Origin of the sequence: Nocardiopsis sp. NPDC006938 (genome assembly GCF_042869555.1) — a bacterium.
Taxonomy (GTDB): Bacteria; Actinomycetota; Actinomycetes; order Streptosporangiales; family Streptosporangiaceae; genus Nocardiopsis.
The window spans coordinates 463,681-480,926 of record NZ_JBIAGA010000001.1; the positions used below are offsets into that span (position 1 = coordinate 463,681).

Here is a 17,246-nt window from a genome sequence, read left to right on the forward strand (position 1 = left end):
CGCCCGGCAACGCGAAGGGGGACCGGCAGTCGCGGCCGGTCCCCCTCGTCGTGGCCCCGGGACGCCGTCCCGGGCCGCACGCGGACTACTTGCTGACGTCGTCCATGATCACGTCGGGGTTGCGCCACTGCGGGTGGCCGAAGAACTTGCGGGTCTCCGCCACCACGACCGGCGACAACAGGATCAGACCCACGAGGTTGGGCAGCGCCATCAACCCGTTGGCGATGTCGCTGAAGAGCCAGACCGACTCGACGCTGGCCGTCGCTCCGACGTACACGACGGCGATGAAGAGCAGGCGGTACGGCAGGACCAGGGTGCGCCTGCCCTGGGCCAGGTAGACCATGCAGCGCTCGCCGTAGTACGACCAGCCCAGGATCGTCGTGTAGGCGAAGACCGCGACGGCGCAGGCGATGAAGACGACGCCGAAGGTGCCCAGGGCCGGGCTGAGCATGGACAGGCCCTGCTCCATCGAACCCGAGGTGAGCAGCACGCCCTTGTCGTCGGGGTCGAACCCGGCGCTCACGTTCGCGTTCCACAGGCCAGAGGTGATGATCATCAGCGCGGTCAGGGTCACCATGATGATGGTGTCGATGAAGGTCTGCGTCATCGACACCATGGCCTGGCGGACCGGCTGCGTGGTCTTGGCGGAGGCCGCCGCGATGGCGCCCGTGCCCAGGCCGGACTCGTTGGAGAAGATGCCCCGGGCCACACCCGTGCGGATGACCAGCATCAGGCCGGCGCCCGCGAATCCGCCGGCGGCCGAGGTGCCGGTGAAGGCGTCGGTGAAGACGAGCACGAAGGCGGGGAGGATCTGCTCCCAGTTGATCATCAGCACCAGCAGGTTCATGAAGATGAACCCGATGATCATGAACGGCACGATCGCGGAGGCGAAGCGGCCGATGCTCTTGATCCCGCCAAGGATGACGATGGCGACGAGCACCATCAGGACCACGCCGATGATCCGCTGGTCGACGCCGGTCACGTTGTTGAGGGAGCTGGACACGGCCTCGGCCTGGGTGCCGTTGCCGATGCCGAACGCGGCGATGGCGCCGAAGATCGCGAAGGCGCCGCCGAGGAAGTACCCGAACCGGCCGGGCAGCCCGTTGCGGAGGTAGTACATCGGGCCGCCGGCCTGCTCGCCCTTCTCGTCCTTGACCCGGTACTTGACGCCCAGAAGGGCTTCGCTGTACTTGGTGGCCATGCCCGCGAGGCCCGTGAGCCACATCCAGAACAGCGCGCCGGGCCCGCCGATCCCGATGGCCAGGCCGACACCGGCGATGTTGCCGACGCCGACGGTGGCGGCCAGGGCCGTGCTGAGCGCCTGGTAGTGAGAGATGTCGCCCTCGGCCTGGTGGTGGTCCTCCTTGCGCCGGACGAAGGCGAGCCAGAGCGCGTGGCCGAGCTTCGTGAACTGGAGCAGGTTCAACCGGATCGTCAGGAAGACACCGGTCAGGAGCAGCAGCGGGATGAGGACGTACGGGCCCCAGATGACGTCCCGCAGGACTTCGGCCATTTCGAGGAGGTGGTCCACGGGGGGACCTCTCTTTCGGTGATTACGTGGGGTAGGGGAAGACTGTGGTGTGAAGGGGAACCGGGACCCACGGAAACACGTTGGAAACGGTGGGTACCGTTCGGTATCGGGAAAGAATGGCACTGGCGCGTAACGAACGCATCACACGAGGTCAGAATGCTTATTACGGCCACCTAACACGTCTTTTTCACGTGTCCTGATCCCGGTCCTCTCAGGGGGAGCTACCCCTCTCCGCTCTCGGCCCCGCCCGCTTCCTCCGCCCGGGCCAGGGCGAGGCGGCTGAGCACGGCCGCCGCGACCTCCGGGTCGGCCCCCCGGCCCACGGCCACTCCCAACAGGTAGGTCGTCAGCGGGGCCGCCGGTCGGGCGACCGAGTGGGCGGCGTCGCGCGCGAGGTCCAGGACGCGGTCCACGTCGGCTTTCTGAAGAGGGTCCGTTTCGTCCAGGTCCAGTTCCGCTCGGACCAGTTCGGACCATTCCACGAGTGTCACCACACGGCTCCTTGGGGCGTTCGGTCGGTCACGTTCGGCGATCACGGCCGAGGCGGGGTCATCCGGCGGTCAGGCGACCGTCCGGACGGTGTCACCACCTGATCGGCCAACCCGGGGCGCGCCTTCGGGCGAGGTTCTCCCGCCCGGCGACCCGGGTTCACTCCCCGACCCTAGCGTCGGAGGCAGCCGCCACTCGGCGTGACACCTCGGCGTTGGGAGCCCCGCATGTCCCCCACACCCCCGCCCTCCGACCACCGGCCGCCCCTGCGCGTGGCCATCGTGACCGAGTCCTTCCTCCCCCAGGTCAACGGGGTCACCAACTCCGTGTGCCGGGTCAGCGAGCACCTCGCCGCCGAGGGCCACCGCGCGCTCGTGCTGGCCCCCGGGCCGGGGCCCTCCTCCTACGCGGGCTTCCCCGTGGTGCGGATGCCCGCCGTGCCGCTGCCGCTGTACCGCGACTTCTCCATGGGCCTGCCCGCCCGCCGGACCATGACCGCCGCGATCCGCGCGTTCGCACCCGACGTGCTCCACCTGGCCTCCCCCGCGCTCTTCGGGGCGACGGCGGTGGACGTCGCCCGTCGGTGGGCGCTGCCGACCGTGGCCGCGTTCCAGACCGACCTGCCCGGCTTCGCGGGCCGCTACGGTCTGCCCGGCGGCGAGGCGCTGTGGGCGCACCTGCACCGCCTCCACTCCGCGGTGGACCGTACGCTCGCCCCCTCCTCCGCCACCCTGGAGACGCTCTCCGGCCGGGCGTTCCCCCGGCTCGGCCTGTGGCGGCGGGGTGTGGACGCCGAGCGCTTCTCGCCCGACCACCGTTCCGAGGAGCTGCGCCGGAGGCTGGCTCCGAACGGCGAGGCGATCGTGGGGTACGTGGGCCGCCTGTCCCGGGACAAGCGGGTCCACCTGCTCGCCCACCTGGCCCGGTTGCGGGGCCTGCGCCTGGTGGTGGTCGGGGACGGCCCGGAACGGGCCCGCCTGCGTCGGCTGCTGCCGGGCGCGGTCCTCACCGGGCAGCGCACCGGCGGGGACCTGTCCAGGCTGTACGCGTCGCTGGACGTGTTCGTGCACACGGGCGCCGACGAGACCTTCTGCCAGAGCGTGCAGGAGGCGCTGGCCTCGGGCGTTCCGGTGGTCGCCCCGGACGCGGGCGGCCCCGTGGACCTGGTGGCCGACGGACGCAACGGCTTCCTGTACGGCGCGGACTCGGTCCGTGAGCTGCGGGTGGCGGTGGGCCGCCTGGTCCACGACCGGCGGGTGCGGGACCGACTCGCCGCGGGGGCGCGCCCCTCGGTGGAGCACCGCACGTGGCGGTCGGTCAACGAGGAACTGGTGGAGCACTACCGGGCGGTGATCGCGCCCAGTCGCGAACTCGCCGCCCGCCGCGACCGGGTGGCGGCGCGGAGCGCGTGAACGCTCCGGGCGCCGCCGTTGGAGGAGGGGCCGCGGCGGGGGCGAGCATGACGGGGCCCTCCCTGGGAGAGAGAGGGAGGGTCCCGTCCTTGGTGCCCGCCTCACCCCGTAACAGTGAGGCGGGCACGACCTGGGTGCCGTCGCGCGGTCAGTGGACCGGCTGGGCGACCGGCTGGGGCGCCGGGATCACGGCGCTGGGCGACTCCGCGAGGAGCGATCCGAGGACCTCGGAGAGGCGGTCCAGGTGGCCCCTGACCCACGGAAGGGCCAGCGGGTCCTCGGCGGACAGCGCCGCGTACCGCTTGTCCTCGGTGTCCCCGTAGAGGAGGCTGGTCGCCACGCGCATCCGCAGCGCGGCGGGGCTCTCGCCGAACTCGACGGCCGGAAGCACCCCCATCCCGAAGCGGTCCAGGAGCAGCCCGGTCAGTTCCGGCCCGGTGTCCACCCCGTGCAGGGCCGAGAGCCGCTCCCGGACGGGTTCGAAGTCCGGGTAGAGGTAGAAGGCGGCCGTGGGGGGCGCCACGAGCGCCCCGGCCCCGGAGAAGACGTCGGCGACGGCGCGGGCGACGATCCCGTGCAGGCGGCGGCTGCGGTCCACGTGGTCGCGCAGCTCGGCGGGTTCGGCGAAGGCGTGCGCGGCCGCCTGCTGGACCGGCGCGGCCGGGCTGGACCAGATCTCGCTGGCCACCCCGAGGAGGCCGCCGCGCAGACGGTGGCCGATCTCGGAGTCGGGCAGGCGCAGGACGCCGATGCGCCATCCGCCCAGGGCCAGGTTCTTGCTGAGGCCGGTGGAGATGACCGTGCGCTCGGGGGCGTACTCGGCGGGGCTGTGGACGTCGGCCCGGTCGCGGCCGCCCTCGTCGACGTGGACGAGGTCGCGGTAGATCTCGTCGGAGATGATCACCAGGTCGAGTTCGCGGGCGACCTCGGCCAGGCGCCGGACGGTGTCGGCCTCGGCGACGGTGCCGGTCGGGTTGTCCGGGACGGTGACGATCACCGCGTTGACGGTGCGCCCCTGCTCCCGGGCGTCGGTGACCGCCGCGTGCAGCAGGTCCGGCTGGGGTACCCCGCCCTGGCCGGTGGCGGTCGGCACCATGACCGGGCGCTGGCCCACGAGACGGCTCTGCGCGGCGTAGCTGACCCAGCTGGGCGCGGCGATCGCGGTGTCCCCGCCGATCTCCAGGAGCAGGCTGTAGAGCAGGGGCTTGCTGCCCGGGCCCGCGATCACCAGGTCGGGGTCGGTGGGCAGGCCCCGGCGGCCCCAGTACCCGGCGGCCGCCTCGCGCAGGTCACTCGATCCGGCGACGGGCCCGTAGGAGTTGGCGGCGTTGCCCGCCGTGAGCTGGTCGCGCATGACCGGGTGCACCGGCAGACCGGCCTCACCGAACCCGAGCGGAAGCACGCGCACCCCCTGGCGGCGCTTGTCGTTGAGGGCTTCGTTCACGGCGAGAGTGGCGGACACAGTGACGGCCATGGATGACTCATCTCCGGCTTGTCGTTAGGCGCTGACCACCGGTTGAGCTGGACCGTGGTCCGGCTGGTGGCCTTTCACCACACAGCCTGCCCACTTCACGCCATCAGCACAAGCGAGTCTTTTCGATGCTGAGCATAAGATGTTCTTATGCTCGACCTACGACGCCTCCAGCTCCTGCGGGAGTTCAGTACGCGCGGGACCATCGCCGCGACCGCGCACGCCCTCGGGTACACGCCTTCGGCGGTGTCCCAACAGCTCGCCACGCTCGAACGGGAGACGGGGGTCGCGCTCCTGGACCGCTCTCCGCGCGGCGCCGAGCTCACCGACGCCGGGCAGCTGCTCGTGAACCAGGCCGAGGAGATCCTGGCCCTGGTGGAGGCCGCCGAGTCGGTGCTGGCCGAGCAGTCCAACATCGCGCTGGGCGTGGTGACGGTCACGGCCTTCCCCACGGCGGCGGTGGCCTTCGCCCCGCTGCTGGCCCCGCCGCTGCGCGCCTACGAGGGGATGCAGCTGGTGCTGCGCCAGACCCTGCTGGCCACCGGCACCCAGAAGGTGCGCTCCCGCGAGGTGGACATCGCCCTGGTCGACGACTGGACGGGACAGCACCCGGGGCGTGGCCCGGACAGCGGGCTGCGCCACGTCCACCTGCTGCGCGACCCGATGGTGCTGGCGGTACCGGAGGAGCACCGGCTGGCCGACCCCGGGGTCCCGCTGGTGCTGGAGCGGATGCTGGGTGAGTCGTGGATCGTGGCGCCGGAGGGTGAGCGGTCCCGGTACGGCACGGAGAGGCTGTTCGCCGAGGTGGGCGGATTGCCGGCGGCCGCGTGGGAGTTCGAGGGGCTGGGCACGATCCTCAGCCTGGTGTCGCGGGGCATCGGGATCGCGGCGGTGCCCGCGCTGGCCATGGTGGGCGCTCCGGCGGGGCTCGTGTACCGGAGGTTCCCCTCCCCGCCCGAGCGGCACGTGTACGCGGTCCTGCGTCCCGCCTCGCTGCGGCGACCGGCCGTGCAGGTGACCCTGTCGGCACTACGGGACGCCGCCCGCAGCGTGGAGCGGGAACTCCGACTGGACTCCCCTCCGGAGCCCGGGGCCGGGTGAGCGGAGACGGGAACGAGCACACGGCCCGCCCCTCAGCCGGGGTCGGGCCGTGTTCGATGTTCTCTGGTTCGTGTCCGGCGGGCTGGTCGGTCTCCGGTCACGGGTCGTCGCTCCGTCGGCGCGCCTTGTCGATCCTGCGGCGGAGCTTGCGACAGACGTGGCGAGCTCGGTCGCGGTCGTCGCGGGCGTTCCACCAGCGCGCGTAGGCTTCCAGTCTTCTCTTGCGCAGGGACTCCAGCTCGGCTTCCATCCGGTTCACCCGGTGCTCCAGGTCGATGCGCTCTCGCTCGAACGACGACATGTCGCGCTCGTGGAAACCCGCCTCGCGTTCGGCACTGACCAGCCGATCCGCGAGGCCCTCGGTGGCGTTTCCGCTCCGGGCGATCCGGCCGACGCCGGCCTGTCCGCTGATGCCTTCGAACCACACAGTTGTGGTCTTTCCCGAAGTGGTTCAAGATCACCGTTCGCTACGCAAAGAATACAGAAAGTACCCAAAGCGGACTTTTTTCACGGGCACACCTGGACACGCGCCCTCCATGGTCAGTACACCTAGGCCACCATGGCCCGCTCCGCCTCCAGACGGCCCGAACCCCCGCCCTGGAGCCGTGTGTAGACCGCCTCGAACCGCTCCAACGACCGGTGGTGGTCGTGCTCCCGGGCGATCTCCCGGCTGGCCCGCCCCAGCTCCTCGCGCCGACGCTCCGAGCCGAGCACCGTCAGCAGCCGGTCGGCCAGGAGCAGGTGGTCACCCGGCGGGAACAGGAACCCGTTCCGTCCCTCCTCCACCAGGTGCGGCAGGGCCATCGCGTCGGCCGCCACCACGGGCAGACCCGTGGACATCGCCTCCAGGGTGGCGATGCTCTGGAGCTCGGCCACGCTCGCGATGGCGAACACGTCCGCCGCCGCGTACACGAGCGGCAGCTCCTCGTCCGGCACGAAGCCCAGGAAGTACACGCGGTCGGCCACACCCAGGGCGGCGGCGAGCGCGCGCAGCTCGGTCTCGCGCTGCCCGGTTCCGGCCAGCACCAGCTGAGCGTCGCGCTCGGGCACCGTCAGCGCCAGAGCGCGGATCGTGTCGTCGAGCCGCTTCTCCTCGTCCAGCCGCCCCACGAACACCACGGTCTCCCGGTCCGGCAGGCCGAACCTGGCCCTGGCCCCCGCACGGTCTCCGGCCCGGGGCTGGAACCGGTCGAGGTCGATCCCGCAGGAGATCGCCTCGATGTCACGGGCGAACCCCCGGTCCCGCAGGAGTTCGGCCGCGCGCGGGGTCGGGGTGGTCACGTGATCGGCCTCCGCCGCCACCCGGACCATGTCACGCCAGGCCAGCGAGCCCGCCGCCCGCTGCATCGAACGCGGCACGCGGGCGTGCGCGTAGAGGTTGTCCGGCATGAAGTGGTTGGTGAGGACGACCGGGACCGCCGCGGCCCGGGCCCGGCGCAGGGTCGAACGGCTGAGGGTGAAGTGGCTCTGCACGTGGACGACGTCGGGGTCCAGCCGCCACAGGACCCGGGCGATGTGTCCGCCCATGCCCAGCGGTACCGCCGCGCGCATGGAGGGTTGGAAGGGGATCGGAGCCGAGCGCAGACGGTGCTCGGTGACGCTCCCGTTGACCGCCACCCGGGGTTCGCCACGCTCGGAGGGGCACACCACGTGCACCCGGTGCCCCCGGGCGGCCAGCCCCTCCGCCAGACGGTGGGTGAAGTAGCCCGCGCCGTTGACGTCGGGGGGGTAGGTGTCCGAGGCGATCAGGACGCGCAGTGGACGGTTCGGCTGTGCCATCTGGGAACTCCCTGTTTCAACGAGTGCGGCTACTGGGGGCGGCGGCGGAACCGGTGTCGTCGTCCGCCTCCGGGTTGCGGTGCCGGGACCTAGCCAGCGTGACCGTCCCCGCGAAGGCGAGGAGGGCGAACAGCACCGCGCCGACCTGTTCGAGCGGGGTGTTCGGGACCCCCTCGCCGAGCAGGAGCGCGCCGATGCCGACGCCGACCACCGGGTCGGCGATCAGGAGCGTGGCGTAGGCCGCGGCGAAGTGACCGGTCCGGTAGGCGTTCTGGAGCAGGAGGGCGCCGAAGACGGCGGTGACCGCGGCCATGACCGTCAGCCAGCTGAAGAGCTTGAGCGGGTCCCCCACCGCCCCTGAGGTGATCACCCGCGCCAGGCCCGAGGTGGTGCCGAGGGCCGCGCCGCCCGCCGTCGCGAGGAGCAGGGCGCGCACGCCGCTGGGCAGCCAGTGCGCCGTGACGTACACGACCCCCCCGGCGGCGATCATGCCGCCGGACAGCCACAGGGCGGTCTGGGTCGACATGACCGGCGGATGGGAGCTGTGGGGGAAGGTCGTCAGGAGGCCGACCAGACCGACCATCACCGCGATCCCGGCCAGGATCTGCGAGACGCGGACCCGCTGCCGGTTGAACACGGCCGACAGCACGATCGCGAACAGCAGACCGGTGACGCCGATCGGCTGGATGATGGTGAGCGGCGCCCCGCTGAGGGCGAGCAGGTGGAGGGAGGCGCCCACGACCGCCGCTCCGGTGCCGAGGAGCCAGCGGGGCTGGCGCAGCAGGTGCAGGAGGAAGCCCGCGCGGGCCACCTTCTGTCCGGGGGCCCGGACGGCGTCGCGTTCCTGCAGGGCCGAGCCGAGCGCCAGGGAGAAGGCTCCCGCCACGGCCATGAGTACGTGCAGGGGCATCAGGCGCGCCACCCCGTCCAGGCCGGCGCCGTCTCCGGTGCTCCGCGCATCACCGCATCTCCCCGTCCCTCGGTACTCGCCCGTGACCGCCCGGAATCCGGGTACGGGCCAAACAGTACGGAGTGACGGCACGCTCCGGCGATAACGCCACCCCCCGTCTTCGTCGTAGTGTCGTCCCCACCCCGGAGGACGGGCACGCACCCGCCCCGGGACTTCCGGCCCCGCTGACGGTTTCGGCACCGAGCGAAGGCGCTCCTCCTTCCCTACGTCTCCCGCAAAAGCCACGCGGCTAAGAGTCCCCGCCGGTCAAGAGTGGGTATTGGGTGGACCTGAATAGCGGAACCCACCTGGACCGATTGCCGGTCAGCCCTGTGCCCGCACAGCAGGACGTGACACTATGTCCGGGTATTGGTCTAGACCGGACAGGAGCAGTACCCCGTGCCTGAGAACCCCCACCCCGACCCCGTCTCCCTGCTGCCCCGGCCCCGGGAGCTGACCACCGACGGCTCCGGCGGACTCGTCCTGACCGCCGCCACCCGGATCTCCGCCGACCAGGAGGCCCAGGGAACGCTCGCCTGGCTCCAGCGCGAGCTGGGCGCCGCCACCGGCCTCCCCCTGGCCACCGGCGACGAGGAGGGCGCCCAGATCCGGCTCAGCGTCGACCCCGGCGCGGGGCTCGGGCGCGAGGGCTACCGCCTGATCATCGACGCCGAGGGAGCGATCGTGGTGGGCAACGAGCCCGCCGGGGTCTTCTACGGGGCGCAGACCCTGCGTCAGCTGCTGCCCGCCGACGCGTACCGCACCACCCCCCTGGGCGGCGCCGAATGGCGCCTGCCCGCCGTCAGCGTCACCGACGCCCCGCGCTTCCAGTGGCGGGGCGCGATGCTCGACATCGCCCGCCACTTCCAGCCCAAGCGCGAGATCCTGCGCTTCGTCGACCTGCTGGCCATGCACAAGCTCAATGTGCTGCACCTGCACCTGACCGACGACCAGGGCTGGCGGATCGAGATCCGCCGCTACCCGAAGCTGACCGAGGCCGCCTCTTGGCGCACCGAGAGCCAGCTGGGCGCCACCAAGCCCGCGACGTTCGACAACCGTCCGCACGGCGGGTTCCTCACCCAGGACGACATCCGCGAGATCGTCGCCTACGCGGACGCCCGGCACGTGGCCGTGGTCCCGGAGATCGACGTGCCCGGCCACTCGCAGGCCGCCATCCACGCCTACCCCGAACTCGGCGAGGTCGGCGAGATCCCCGTGGGCACCCAGTGGGGGATCTTCGAGGAGATCCTCGCGGTCACCGACAACGTCCTGGAGTTCTACAAGAACGTCTTCGACGAGCTCATCGAACTGTTCCCCAGCACCTACGTCCATGTGGGCGGGGACGAGGTTCCCAAGACGCAGTGGAAGAACAGCGCGTCGGCACAGAAGCGGATCAAGGACGAGGGGCTCGCCGACGAGGACGAGCTCCAGAGCTGGTTCATCCGTCAGCTCGACGACCACCTGACCCTGCGCGGCCGCCGCCTGCTCGGTTGGGACGAGATCCTGGAGGGGGGTCTGGCCCCCGGCGCGACGGTGATGTCGTGGCGCGGCGAGCAGGGCGGGATCGCGGCCGCCCGTGCGGGCCACGACGTGATCATGGCCCCCACCGCCACCTCCTACCTGGACTACAAGCAGTCCGAGCGGCCCGACGAGCCCGTCCCCGTCGGCACGCTGCTGCGGCTGGAGGACGTGTACGCGGGCGACCCGGTCCCCGCCGACCTCACCGAGGACGAGGCCCGGCACGTCCTCGGCGGCCAGGTCAACCTGTGGAGCGAGCACATCGACAACGCGCGCCGCCTCGACTACATGGTCTTCCCGCGCCTGACCGCGTTCGCGGAGAAGGTCTGGACCGAGGGCGAGCGTGACTTCGCCGAGTTCGAGCCGCGGCTGCGCCACCATCTGACCAGGCTCGACGCGGCGGGCGTGGAGTACCGGCCGCTCGACGGCCCGCACCCCTGGCAGACCCGCCCGGGGGTCTACGGCTGGGGCTACCAGCCCGGTCAGGAGGCCCCGGAGCAGGGACACACCGGGGTGTAGCCCCGACGTCGCGGCCGGCTCGGAGAGTCGGCCGCGACAGCCCGCGCACCGTGCCCCCGCCTCCGTGAGGCGGGGGCACACCAGGGCACGGGTCAGAAGTAGGTGGCGATCGCGTCGACCACGCGGTACCCGTCGTCGACGACCGGGATGACCCTCCAGCGGTCGAAGGCCGTGCACGGGTGCGAGATCCCGAAGGAGACCAGGTCACCCGGGCGCACCCCGAGCTCCTCGGGCACGTCCAGGTAGGCGTGGTGGTCGTTGAGGTCCGTGACCGCGACCCCCTCGGCCCGGACCAGGCCACCGTCGCTCCGGCGCAGGACGCGCGCCACCGGGAAACCCTGGTCGGAGTTGGCCTCACGGCGGCCCATCCCGGCGATCGCCCGGCCCGGTTCCGGGGTGGAGGTGACCTGCGCCCACAGTTCGAGCGCCCCGGACAGCGCGTCGCCGCCCTCGGGCAGCCGGTTGTAGGGCGTGGTCCGCCGGTACAGGCCGTCGTCGTGGGCGACGTAGGCCCCGCTGCGCAGGATCGGCGTGACGTCGGCCCGGCCGCCGACCTCCTCCGCGACGACGTCGAACCACGCGCTACCACCCACCGACAGCACCGGTCGCTCCAGCCCGTGCGCGTCGGCCAGCGCGGCCGCGTCACCGAGGAGGTCCCGCACGAAGCCCCGGACCCCCGCCGCGTCACGGAGCGGCCCTTCGTAACCGGCCACCCCGGCCAGTTCCAGGCCGGGGGCCCGCACGACCTCGCGGGCCACGCCGAGCACCGCCTCCCTCGTACGGCACCCGGTACGGCCGCCCGGGACACCGCGCTCGACCAGGACCCTCAGGGGACGTCCCCCGTCGCGGGCCACCGCCTGGGAGGCCAGGGCGACGCCCTCGGGGGAGTCCACGTAGAACAGGAACACGAAGTCGGGGTCGGCGTCCTGCTCGGCCGCCGCCCAGCGCAGCACCTTGGGGTCCAGGAGTTCGTTGGCCAGCAGGACCCGGTCCACCCCGAAGCGGCGGAAGTCGAGGACCTGGTTGCCGGTGGCGGCGGTGATGCCCCAGGCCCCCGCGTCGAGTTGGCGCTGGGTGAGCACGGGGGACATCGCCGTCTTGCCGTGGGGAGCGAACAGCAGCCCGTGACCGCGCGTGAACTCGGACAGGGCGGCGATGTTGCGGTCCAGGGCGGAGGCGCCGAGCACCATGAGCGGCCAGGTGAACGGGCCGTCGAACAGGTGGTCGCCACGTGCGGCGAACTCGGCCAGGGTGACGGGTTCGCCCGGCCACCACAGGCCCTTGGTGCGCCAGTCGACGTGTTCCTGGGGGACGCTCAGCCGGTCGCTCACATGGCCTCCGCTGCCGGATCGTGTGGGTACGCGACCGATCCTCCCACCACGGGCACCGGATGACACCCCTCCCCGGCGCCGGGTCCAGGGCCCCGGAGACGGCGCGGGGACCGCCCGGCGCTCCGGACGGTCCCCGCGGGCGCACCGGCTAGCCGGGGGCCGGGGCCATGACGCGTTCGTCGGCGTACCCCCTGGTCACGCCCGGGTTCGCTTCGAGGTACTCCGCGATGGCCCGCTGTCCTCGGTCCGGGAAGTCCGTGATGAAACCGTCCACGCCCATGTCCAGGACCCGCCCCATGTCCGCGGGGTCGTTGATCGTGTAGGGCATGATCTCCAACCCCGCGTCGTGCACGCGACCGACGTAGTCGGCGTCGATGGTGGTGTGGTTCGGGTTGATCATGTGCGCCCAGTCGAACTCGCCGATCCGCTCCTCCGGCACCCGGCCGAGCAGTGCGTGCGGGAGCGTCGGCAGCAGGTCCTTGGAACGCTCGGTGGACTCCCAGTCGAAGCTCTGCACGACGATCCGGTGCGGCTGGTCGGGCGCGTTGGGCACCAGCCAGTGCGGGTTCCTCGCGAGTTCTTCGGCGATCTGGTTCTCGATGCCCGGGTACAGGGCGGGCTCCTTGACCTCCAGGAGCAGGTTCATGCCGTGCGCCTCCAGACGGTCCAGCGCCTCCCCGAGGAGCGGTACCCGCTCTCCCGCGAACGCGGCGTCGAAGGACGACCCCGCGTCCAGGCGCCGGATCTCCGCCAGCGTGAAGTCCCCGACGTCGTAGGGCGCGCGGCCGGGGAAGACCTCGGCGACGTCGGTGGTGCGGCCGAGCGTGGTGTCGTGCATGAGGACGAGCCGGTCGTCGGAGGTGAGCTGGACGTCCACCTCGACGGCCTCCGCGCCCAGCCGGTGGGCCTCGTCGATGGCCGCCAGGGTGTTCTCGGGCGCGTGGCCGGAGGCCCCCCGGTGGGCGACCGCGATCAGCGGGCGGGTCGGTGACGGCTGCTGGGGCGGACGGAATCCGGCACCGGGTCCGACCCGCTGCGCGGTCGCGGCCCCTGCGGCCGCGACCGCCTGGGCGTTCTCGGTCGCGGGGTTCGGGACGGCGAGCCCCGGGCTCGATCCCATGGCCAACATGAGTGATACGGCTCCGACTACGAATCCGATGCGCTGGTGCACCGGGCCTCCCAAGTACGCGTGGACTGGCCGACTGCCACCTCAGGGTGAGTGCGCATGGTGACCGGACGGTGACCACGCGCGGAGCATCCGGTGATGCGGCGCCCATCTTCTGGTGCGAGCGCGTCCCTTGGGCAACAAGGGATACCCGGCGAAACATCTCACCCTATGTAGGCAATTGATCGCTTCATGTCTGATTTTTGACGGCACGCCCCCTCGATAATCACCCAGAGTCCTGAAAACATCACGACTAGTAGTCGATGGGAAGGAACTCTCATGCGCAAGCACCACACGAGGTGGGTCGCGCTCTTCGGCGCCGCCGCGATCTCCACGACGGGGCTCGTCTGCCTCGCGGGACCGGCCACGGCGGACGACCGGGACACGAAGGCGCTCAGCTGGCCCGTGGTACGGCAGGGGGTGTCCACCTACAGCGTCGACGGGTTCGAGATCACCTACCTGCCCGCCGGTCTGGAGCGGTACGGCATCAACGCCACCTCCACGACCGACCGCAGGGGTAACAGCCAGTCCCAGCTGTCGTGGGTGCAGGGCCCCGACCAGCTGTACGGCCGGGTCGCCGTACTGCGTTCGGAGCGTCTCCAGGACCTGGACGACGTGCGTGAGAGCCGTTACAGCCACCTCTCGGAGAGCTCCCTGGAGGAGGTGGAGCCCAACGAGGCCTTCGAGCACGGCGCCTACCTCTCCGAGGAGACGGGGGACCTGTTCTGGGTGGAGCGTCCGGGCGTGGCGATCGCGACCCACCTCCAGCCGGACCGCTGGGACGGCGCCGACCTCGTGAAGCTGGCCGAGTCCGTCACCGAGGAGGACGCCTCGGCGGAGGACGGGGAGCCGGTGACCGAGGACGCCAGCGCGGTCACCTCCGAGGAGGCCGCGGAGGAGGCAGCGGCCCCGGTCGAGGAAGCCCCCGTGGAGGAGGCTCCCGCCGAGGAGGCCCCGGACGCAGAGGCCCCGGCGGAGGAAGCGCCGACCGAGGAAGCTCCCGCCGAGGAGGCCCCGGACGCAGCGGCCCCGGTCGAGGAAGCCCCGGTGGAAGAGGCTCCGGTCGAGGAGGCCCCGGTCGAGGAAGCTCCCGCCGAGGAGGCCCCGGACGCCGAGGCTCCCGCCGAGGAGGCACCGGTCGAGGAGGCACCGGTCGACGAGGAGGTGGTCGACGGGGCCGAGGTCGGCGAGATCACCCCCGTCGAGGAGGTCGTCGAGGAAGAGGCGGCCGAGCAGACCGAACCCGCCGCGAACGTCTCCTCCCGTGAGGTCAAGACCTGCCTCACCGAGCACTTCGTGGACTTCGGGTCCGGCTCGTCCGAGCTCGACACCACGCAGATGACCAGCACCAGCGGCGCCTTCGTGGAGCGCGCCCTGGCCACGACCGACCTCGGCGACGCCGAGCGCGACCGCCTGCTGGCCACGGTCTGGTACTACGGTGACGAGAGCGCCAAGGTGAACGCCACCAACGACTGCGCGCGTCAGCTCGGCCTGGAGCGCGCCGAGGTGGAGGACGCCCTGGCCGAGGTCTCCGGCATCATCGGCGAGCTCGTCCAGGAGGCCAACGAGAGCATGGCCAACTCGATGGACGAGGTCAGCAAGGCGAGCGGCGGGGCCGCCGGGGCCGGTTCGGTGACGGAGCCGGTGGGCGCGGACGAATGGGCCGATCTGTGGGACTCCCTGCCGTGGTCCATCCCGGTGGAGAACCCCTGAACCACACCCGTCGAACCGCGTTGACCGAAGCCCGGTCGTGACTCCCAGGGAGCCGCGGCCGGGCTTCGGTCATGCCCGGCCCGGGGTACGCCACACCGGCGCCGCCGCGAACGGCGACCAAGGTCCCGAACCACCCGATCACCCGACATCCGGGCCACCCCATGCGATACCGTCGCCCTCGTCCGGCCGGTTCCCACCGAGCACCGGTCGACGCCCCCAGACCGGCGGCGACCCCGCCCTCCCCCGTCCGCAGGAGGACAGCCCATGTCCGGATTCACCACCCGACCCCAGCTCCGAGGCGACTTCGGCATGGTCGCCTCCACCCACTGGCTGGCCAGCGCCACCGGCATGTCGGTCCTCGAACGCGGGGGCAACGCCTTCGACGCGGCCGTCGCGGCGGGCTTCACCCTCCAGGTCGTCGAACCCCACCTGAACGGACCCGGCGGTGAGGTGCCGGTCGTGTTCCAGGCCGCGGGCGGCTCACCGCGCGTGCTGTGCGGGCAGGGAGTGTCCCCGGCCGCCGCCACCGTCGGGGCCTTCGAGGAGCGGGGGCTGGACCGCGTCCCCGGCAGCGGTGTCCTGGCCGCCACCGTCCCCGGCGCCTTCGACGCGTGGATGCGGCTCCTGCTCGACCACGGCACGATGTCGGTCCGGGAGGTCCTCGACCACGCCATCGGCCTGGCCGAACGCGGCTACCCGGTGCTGGAGCGGATCTCCGCCGCCCTGGAGACCCTCACCCCGGTGTTCTCCCGACACTGGGCGGGCTCGGCGCGGGTCTACCTGCCGCACGGCTCCGCTCCCGCCGCCGGGACCCGTCTGCGCAACCCGGCGCTGGCCGCCACCTACCGGCGTGTGGTCGCCGAGGCCGAGGCCGCGGGCGTCGACCGGGAGGCCCAGATCGAGGCGGCCCGCCGCAGCTGGTCCCAGGGTTTCGTCGCCGAGGCGGTCGGCGCCTTCCTCGCCGGTCCGGTCGCCAACGGTCGCGGCGAACCCGAACAGGCCCTGCTGACCGCGCAGGACATGGCCGACTGGAGCGCCTCCTACGAGGACACCGTCAGTGTCTCCTACGGGTCGCACACCGTGCACAAGACCGGCCCCTGGGGCCAGGGGCCGGTGATGCTCCAGCAACTGCGCATGGCGGAGGCGGTCGGGGTCGGCGCCGACGCGCGCGCGGGCGTGAGCGCGGACTTCGTGCACTGGAGCACCGAGATCGCCAAGCTCGCCTTCGCCGACCGCGAGGGCTGGTACGGCGACCCGGACTTCACCGAGGTCCCCCTCAAGGAGCTGCTGTCCGCCGACTACGCGGCCGAGCGGGTGCGGGGGATCGACGGCGGTCGGGCCTGCCTGGAGCCCTTCCCGGGCGCCCCGGGCGGCCGCGTCCCCTTCGAGGCGCCCGTGTACCTGCCCGGAGCGACCCCGGGCGACCGCACCACCGGTGAGCCCACCGTCCGCGACGCCTCCGGCCGGACCCCCGCCGACCTGCGCGGTGACACCTGCCACGTGGATGTGGTGGACGCACGCGGCAACATGGTCTCCGCGACCCCCAGCGGGGGCTGGTTCAGTAGTTCGCCGCTCATCCCGGAGCTCGGGTTCCCCCTGGGCACCCGGGCGCAGATGTTCTGGCTCGACCCCGCCTCGCCCAACGCGCTCTCCCCGGGTCGCCGCCCCCGCACCACCCTCTCCCCCACCCTGGTCACCCGCGAGGACGGCGAGGCGGTCCTGGCCATCGGCACCCCCGGCGGCGACCAGCAGGACCAGTGGACCACCACGGCTCTGGTGCGGGTCCTCAACGGGGTGGACGACCTCCAGAGGGCCCTGGACACCCCGATGTTCCACACCAACGCCTTCCCCAGCTCCTTCCACCCCCGGGAGACCGTCCCCGGCGACCTGGTCGTGGAGCCGGGCGTGGGCGAGGAGGTCGTCGAGGAGCTGCGGGGGCGGGGGCACCGGGTGAAGGTGGCCCCGGAGTGGTCCCTGGGTCGGCTGGCTGCGGTCGCCCGCGACCCCGAGAGCGGTGAGCTGCGCGCGGCCGCCGACCCCCGGGGGGCCCAGGGGTACGCCGCAGGCCGCTGACCGGTGGCAGACGAAAGCGCACGGAAGCCCCCTTCCGCTGGACAGGAGGGGCTTTGTCGCGGGGTGGGGGTACTTGCATGGCTTGACCGGACCTCTTGCCAAATCGGTCGGTCACTGCTTATGTAGTCCTGTGCGGCGGGGCGCCGGGCCGCTGGCCCGCGAGCTCCCGCCACAACTCCATACCACCCCAAGGGC

The 17,246-nt window shown here is 72.2% G+C and carries 13 protein-coding genes; 5 read left to right on the plus strand and 8 right to left on the minus strand.

From position 1 onward, the window contains the following. Positions 1-85: 85 nt before the first annotated feature. On the minus strand, positions 86-1,531 hold the full coding sequence (locus ACFYL4_RS02060) for an alanine/glycine:cation symporter family protein (protein WP_387515717.1): 1,446 nt from the start codon (positions 1,529-1,531) through the stop codon (positions 86-88). A gap of 221 nt (positions 1,532-1,752) precedes the next feature. Then, positions 1,753-2,022, minus strand: a complete 270-nt coding sequence (locus ACFYL4_RS02065; RefSeq protein ID WP_357758836.1) for a DUF6457 domain-containing protein — start codon at positions 2,020-2,022, stop codon at positions 1,753-1,755. Positions 2,023-2,247: 225 nt separating this feature from the next. On the opposite strand from ACFYL4_RS02065, the gene ACFYL4_RS02070 reads away from it, so the two are divergent. Further along, entirely contained in the window at positions 2,248-3,432 is a 1,185-nt protein-coding gene (locus ACFYL4_RS02070) for a glycosyltransferase family 4 protein (protein WP_387515720.1), read from the plus strand. Between the two features lie 148 nt (positions 3,433-3,580). On the opposite strand, the gene ACFYL4_RS02075 is transcribed toward ACFYL4_RS02070, so the two are convergent. Next, on the minus strand, positions 3,581-4,906 hold the full coding sequence (locus tag ACFYL4_RS02075; protein WP_387515722.1) for a pyridoxal phosphate-dependent aminotransferase: 1,326 nt from the start codon (positions 4,904-4,906) through the stop codon (positions 3,581-3,583). A 147-nt stretch (positions 4,907-5,053) separates the two neighbouring features. On the opposite strand from ACFYL4_RS02075, the gene ACFYL4_RS02080 reads away from it, so the two are divergent. Continuing rightward, complete coding sequence (locus ACFYL4_RS02080) at positions 5,054-6,004, plus strand: LysR family transcriptional regulator (protein WP_357758829.1); 951 nt, start codon at positions 5,054-5,056, stop codon at positions 6,002-6,004. Between the two features lie 97 nt (positions 6,005-6,101). On the opposite strand, the gene ACFYL4_RS02085 is transcribed toward ACFYL4_RS02080, so the two are convergent. The 3 genes from ACFYL4_RS02085 to ACFYL4_RS02095 all read right to left on the minus strand — a co-directional run bounded on the left by ACFYL4_RS02085 (position 6,102) and on the right by ACFYL4_RS02095 (position 8,693). Then, the gene (locus ACFYL4_RS02085; RefSeq protein WP_357758827.1) at positions 6,102-6,431 is read right to left on the minus strand and encodes a hypothetical protein; all 330 of its coding nucleotides are present in this window, start codon (positions 6,429-6,431) and stop codon (positions 6,102-6,104) included. Between the two features lie 122 nt (positions 6,432-6,553). Further along, entirely contained in the window at positions 6,554-7,783 is a 1,230-nt protein-coding gene (locus tag ACFYL4_RS02090; protein ID WP_387515725.1) for a glycosyltransferase, read from the minus strand. Between the two features lie 16 nt (positions 7,784-7,799). Then, positions 7,800-8,693 carry a DMT family transporter gene (locus tag ACFYL4_RS02095; protein ID WP_387515727.1) on the minus strand — a complete coding sequence of 298 codons (894 nt, stop codon included), beginning with the start codon at positions 8,691-8,693 and terminating at the stop codon, positions 7,800-7,802. A 438-nt stretch (positions 8,694-9,131) separates the two neighbouring features. Between ACFYL4_RS02095 and ACFYL4_RS02100 the strand changes: the two genes are divergently transcribed. After that, on the plus strand, positions 9,132-10,769 hold the full coding sequence (locus ACFYL4_RS02100; protein ID WP_387515729.1) for a beta-N-acetylhexosaminidase: 1,638 nt from the start codon (positions 9,132-9,134) through the stop codon (positions 10,767-10,769). Between the two features lie 92 nt (positions 10,770-10,861). Here the strand turns inward: ACFYL4_RS02100 and ACFYL4_RS02105 are convergent, their stop codons facing one another. Continuing rightward, positions 10,862-12,100: an alanine racemase gene (locus ACFYL4_RS02105; protein WP_387515731.1), complete on the minus strand. Its 1,239-nt coding sequence runs from the start codon at positions 12,098-12,100 to the stop codon at positions 10,862-10,864. 148 nt (positions 12,101-12,248) lie between these two features. After that, the gene (locus ACFYL4_RS02110; RefSeq protein ID WP_387515733.1) at positions 12,249-13,229 is read right to left on the minus strand and encodes a glycerophosphodiester phosphodiesterase; all 981 of its coding nucleotides are present in this window, start codon (positions 13,227-13,229) and stop codon (positions 12,249-12,251) included. A 315-nt stretch (positions 13,230-13,544) separates the two neighbouring features. On the opposite strand from ACFYL4_RS02110, the gene ACFYL4_RS02115 reads away from it, so the two are divergent. After that, positions 13,545-14,978, plus strand: a complete 1,434-nt coding sequence (locus tag ACFYL4_RS02115; RefSeq protein WP_387515735.1) for a hypothetical protein — start codon at positions 13,545-13,547, stop codon at positions 14,976-14,978. A gap of 264 nt (positions 14,979-15,242) precedes the next feature. Continuing rightward, positions 15,243-17,051: a gamma-glutamyltransferase family protein gene (locus ACFYL4_RS02120; RefSeq protein WP_387515737.1), complete on the plus strand. Its 1,809-nt coding sequence runs from the start codon at positions 15,243-15,245 to the stop codon at positions 17,049-17,051. Positions 17,052-17,246 lie beyond the last annotated feature (195 nt).

Bases quoted from the DNA above. Each gene is read 5' to 3' on its own strand.
- ACFYL4_RS02070 (WP_387515720.1), top strand. From the start codon at position 2,248: ATGTCCCCCACACCCCCGCCCTCCGACCACCGGCCGCCCCTGCGCGTG.
- ACFYL4_RS02075 (WP_387515722.1), bottom strand. From the start codon at position 4,906: ATGGCCGTCACTGTGTCCGCCACTCTCGCCGTGAACGAAGCCCTCAAC.
- ACFYL4_RS02080 (WP_357758829.1), top strand. From the start codon at position 5,054: ATGCTCGACCTACGACGCCTCCAGCTCCTGCGGGAGTTCAGTACGCGC.
- ACFYL4_RS02090 (WP_387515725.1), bottom strand. From the start codon at position 7,783: ATGGCACAGCCGAACCGTCCACTGCGCGTCCTGATCGCCTCGGACACC.
- ACFYL4_RS02095 (WP_387515727.1), bottom strand. From the start codon at position 8,693: ATGCCCCTGCACGTACTCATGGCCGTGGCGGGAGCCTTCTCCCTGGCG.
- ACFYL4_RS02110 (WP_387515733.1), bottom strand. From the start codon at position 13,229: ATGTTGGCCATGGGATCGAGCCCGGGGCTCGCCGTCCCGAACCCCGCG.
- ACFYL4_RS02115 (WP_387515735.1), top strand. From the start codon at position 13,545: ATGCGCAAGCACCACACGAGGTGGGTCGCGCTCTTCGGCGCCGCCGCG.
- ACFYL4_RS02120 (WP_387515737.1), top strand. From the start codon at position 15,243: ATGTCCGGATTCACCACCCGACCCCAGCTCCGAGGCGACTTCGGCATG.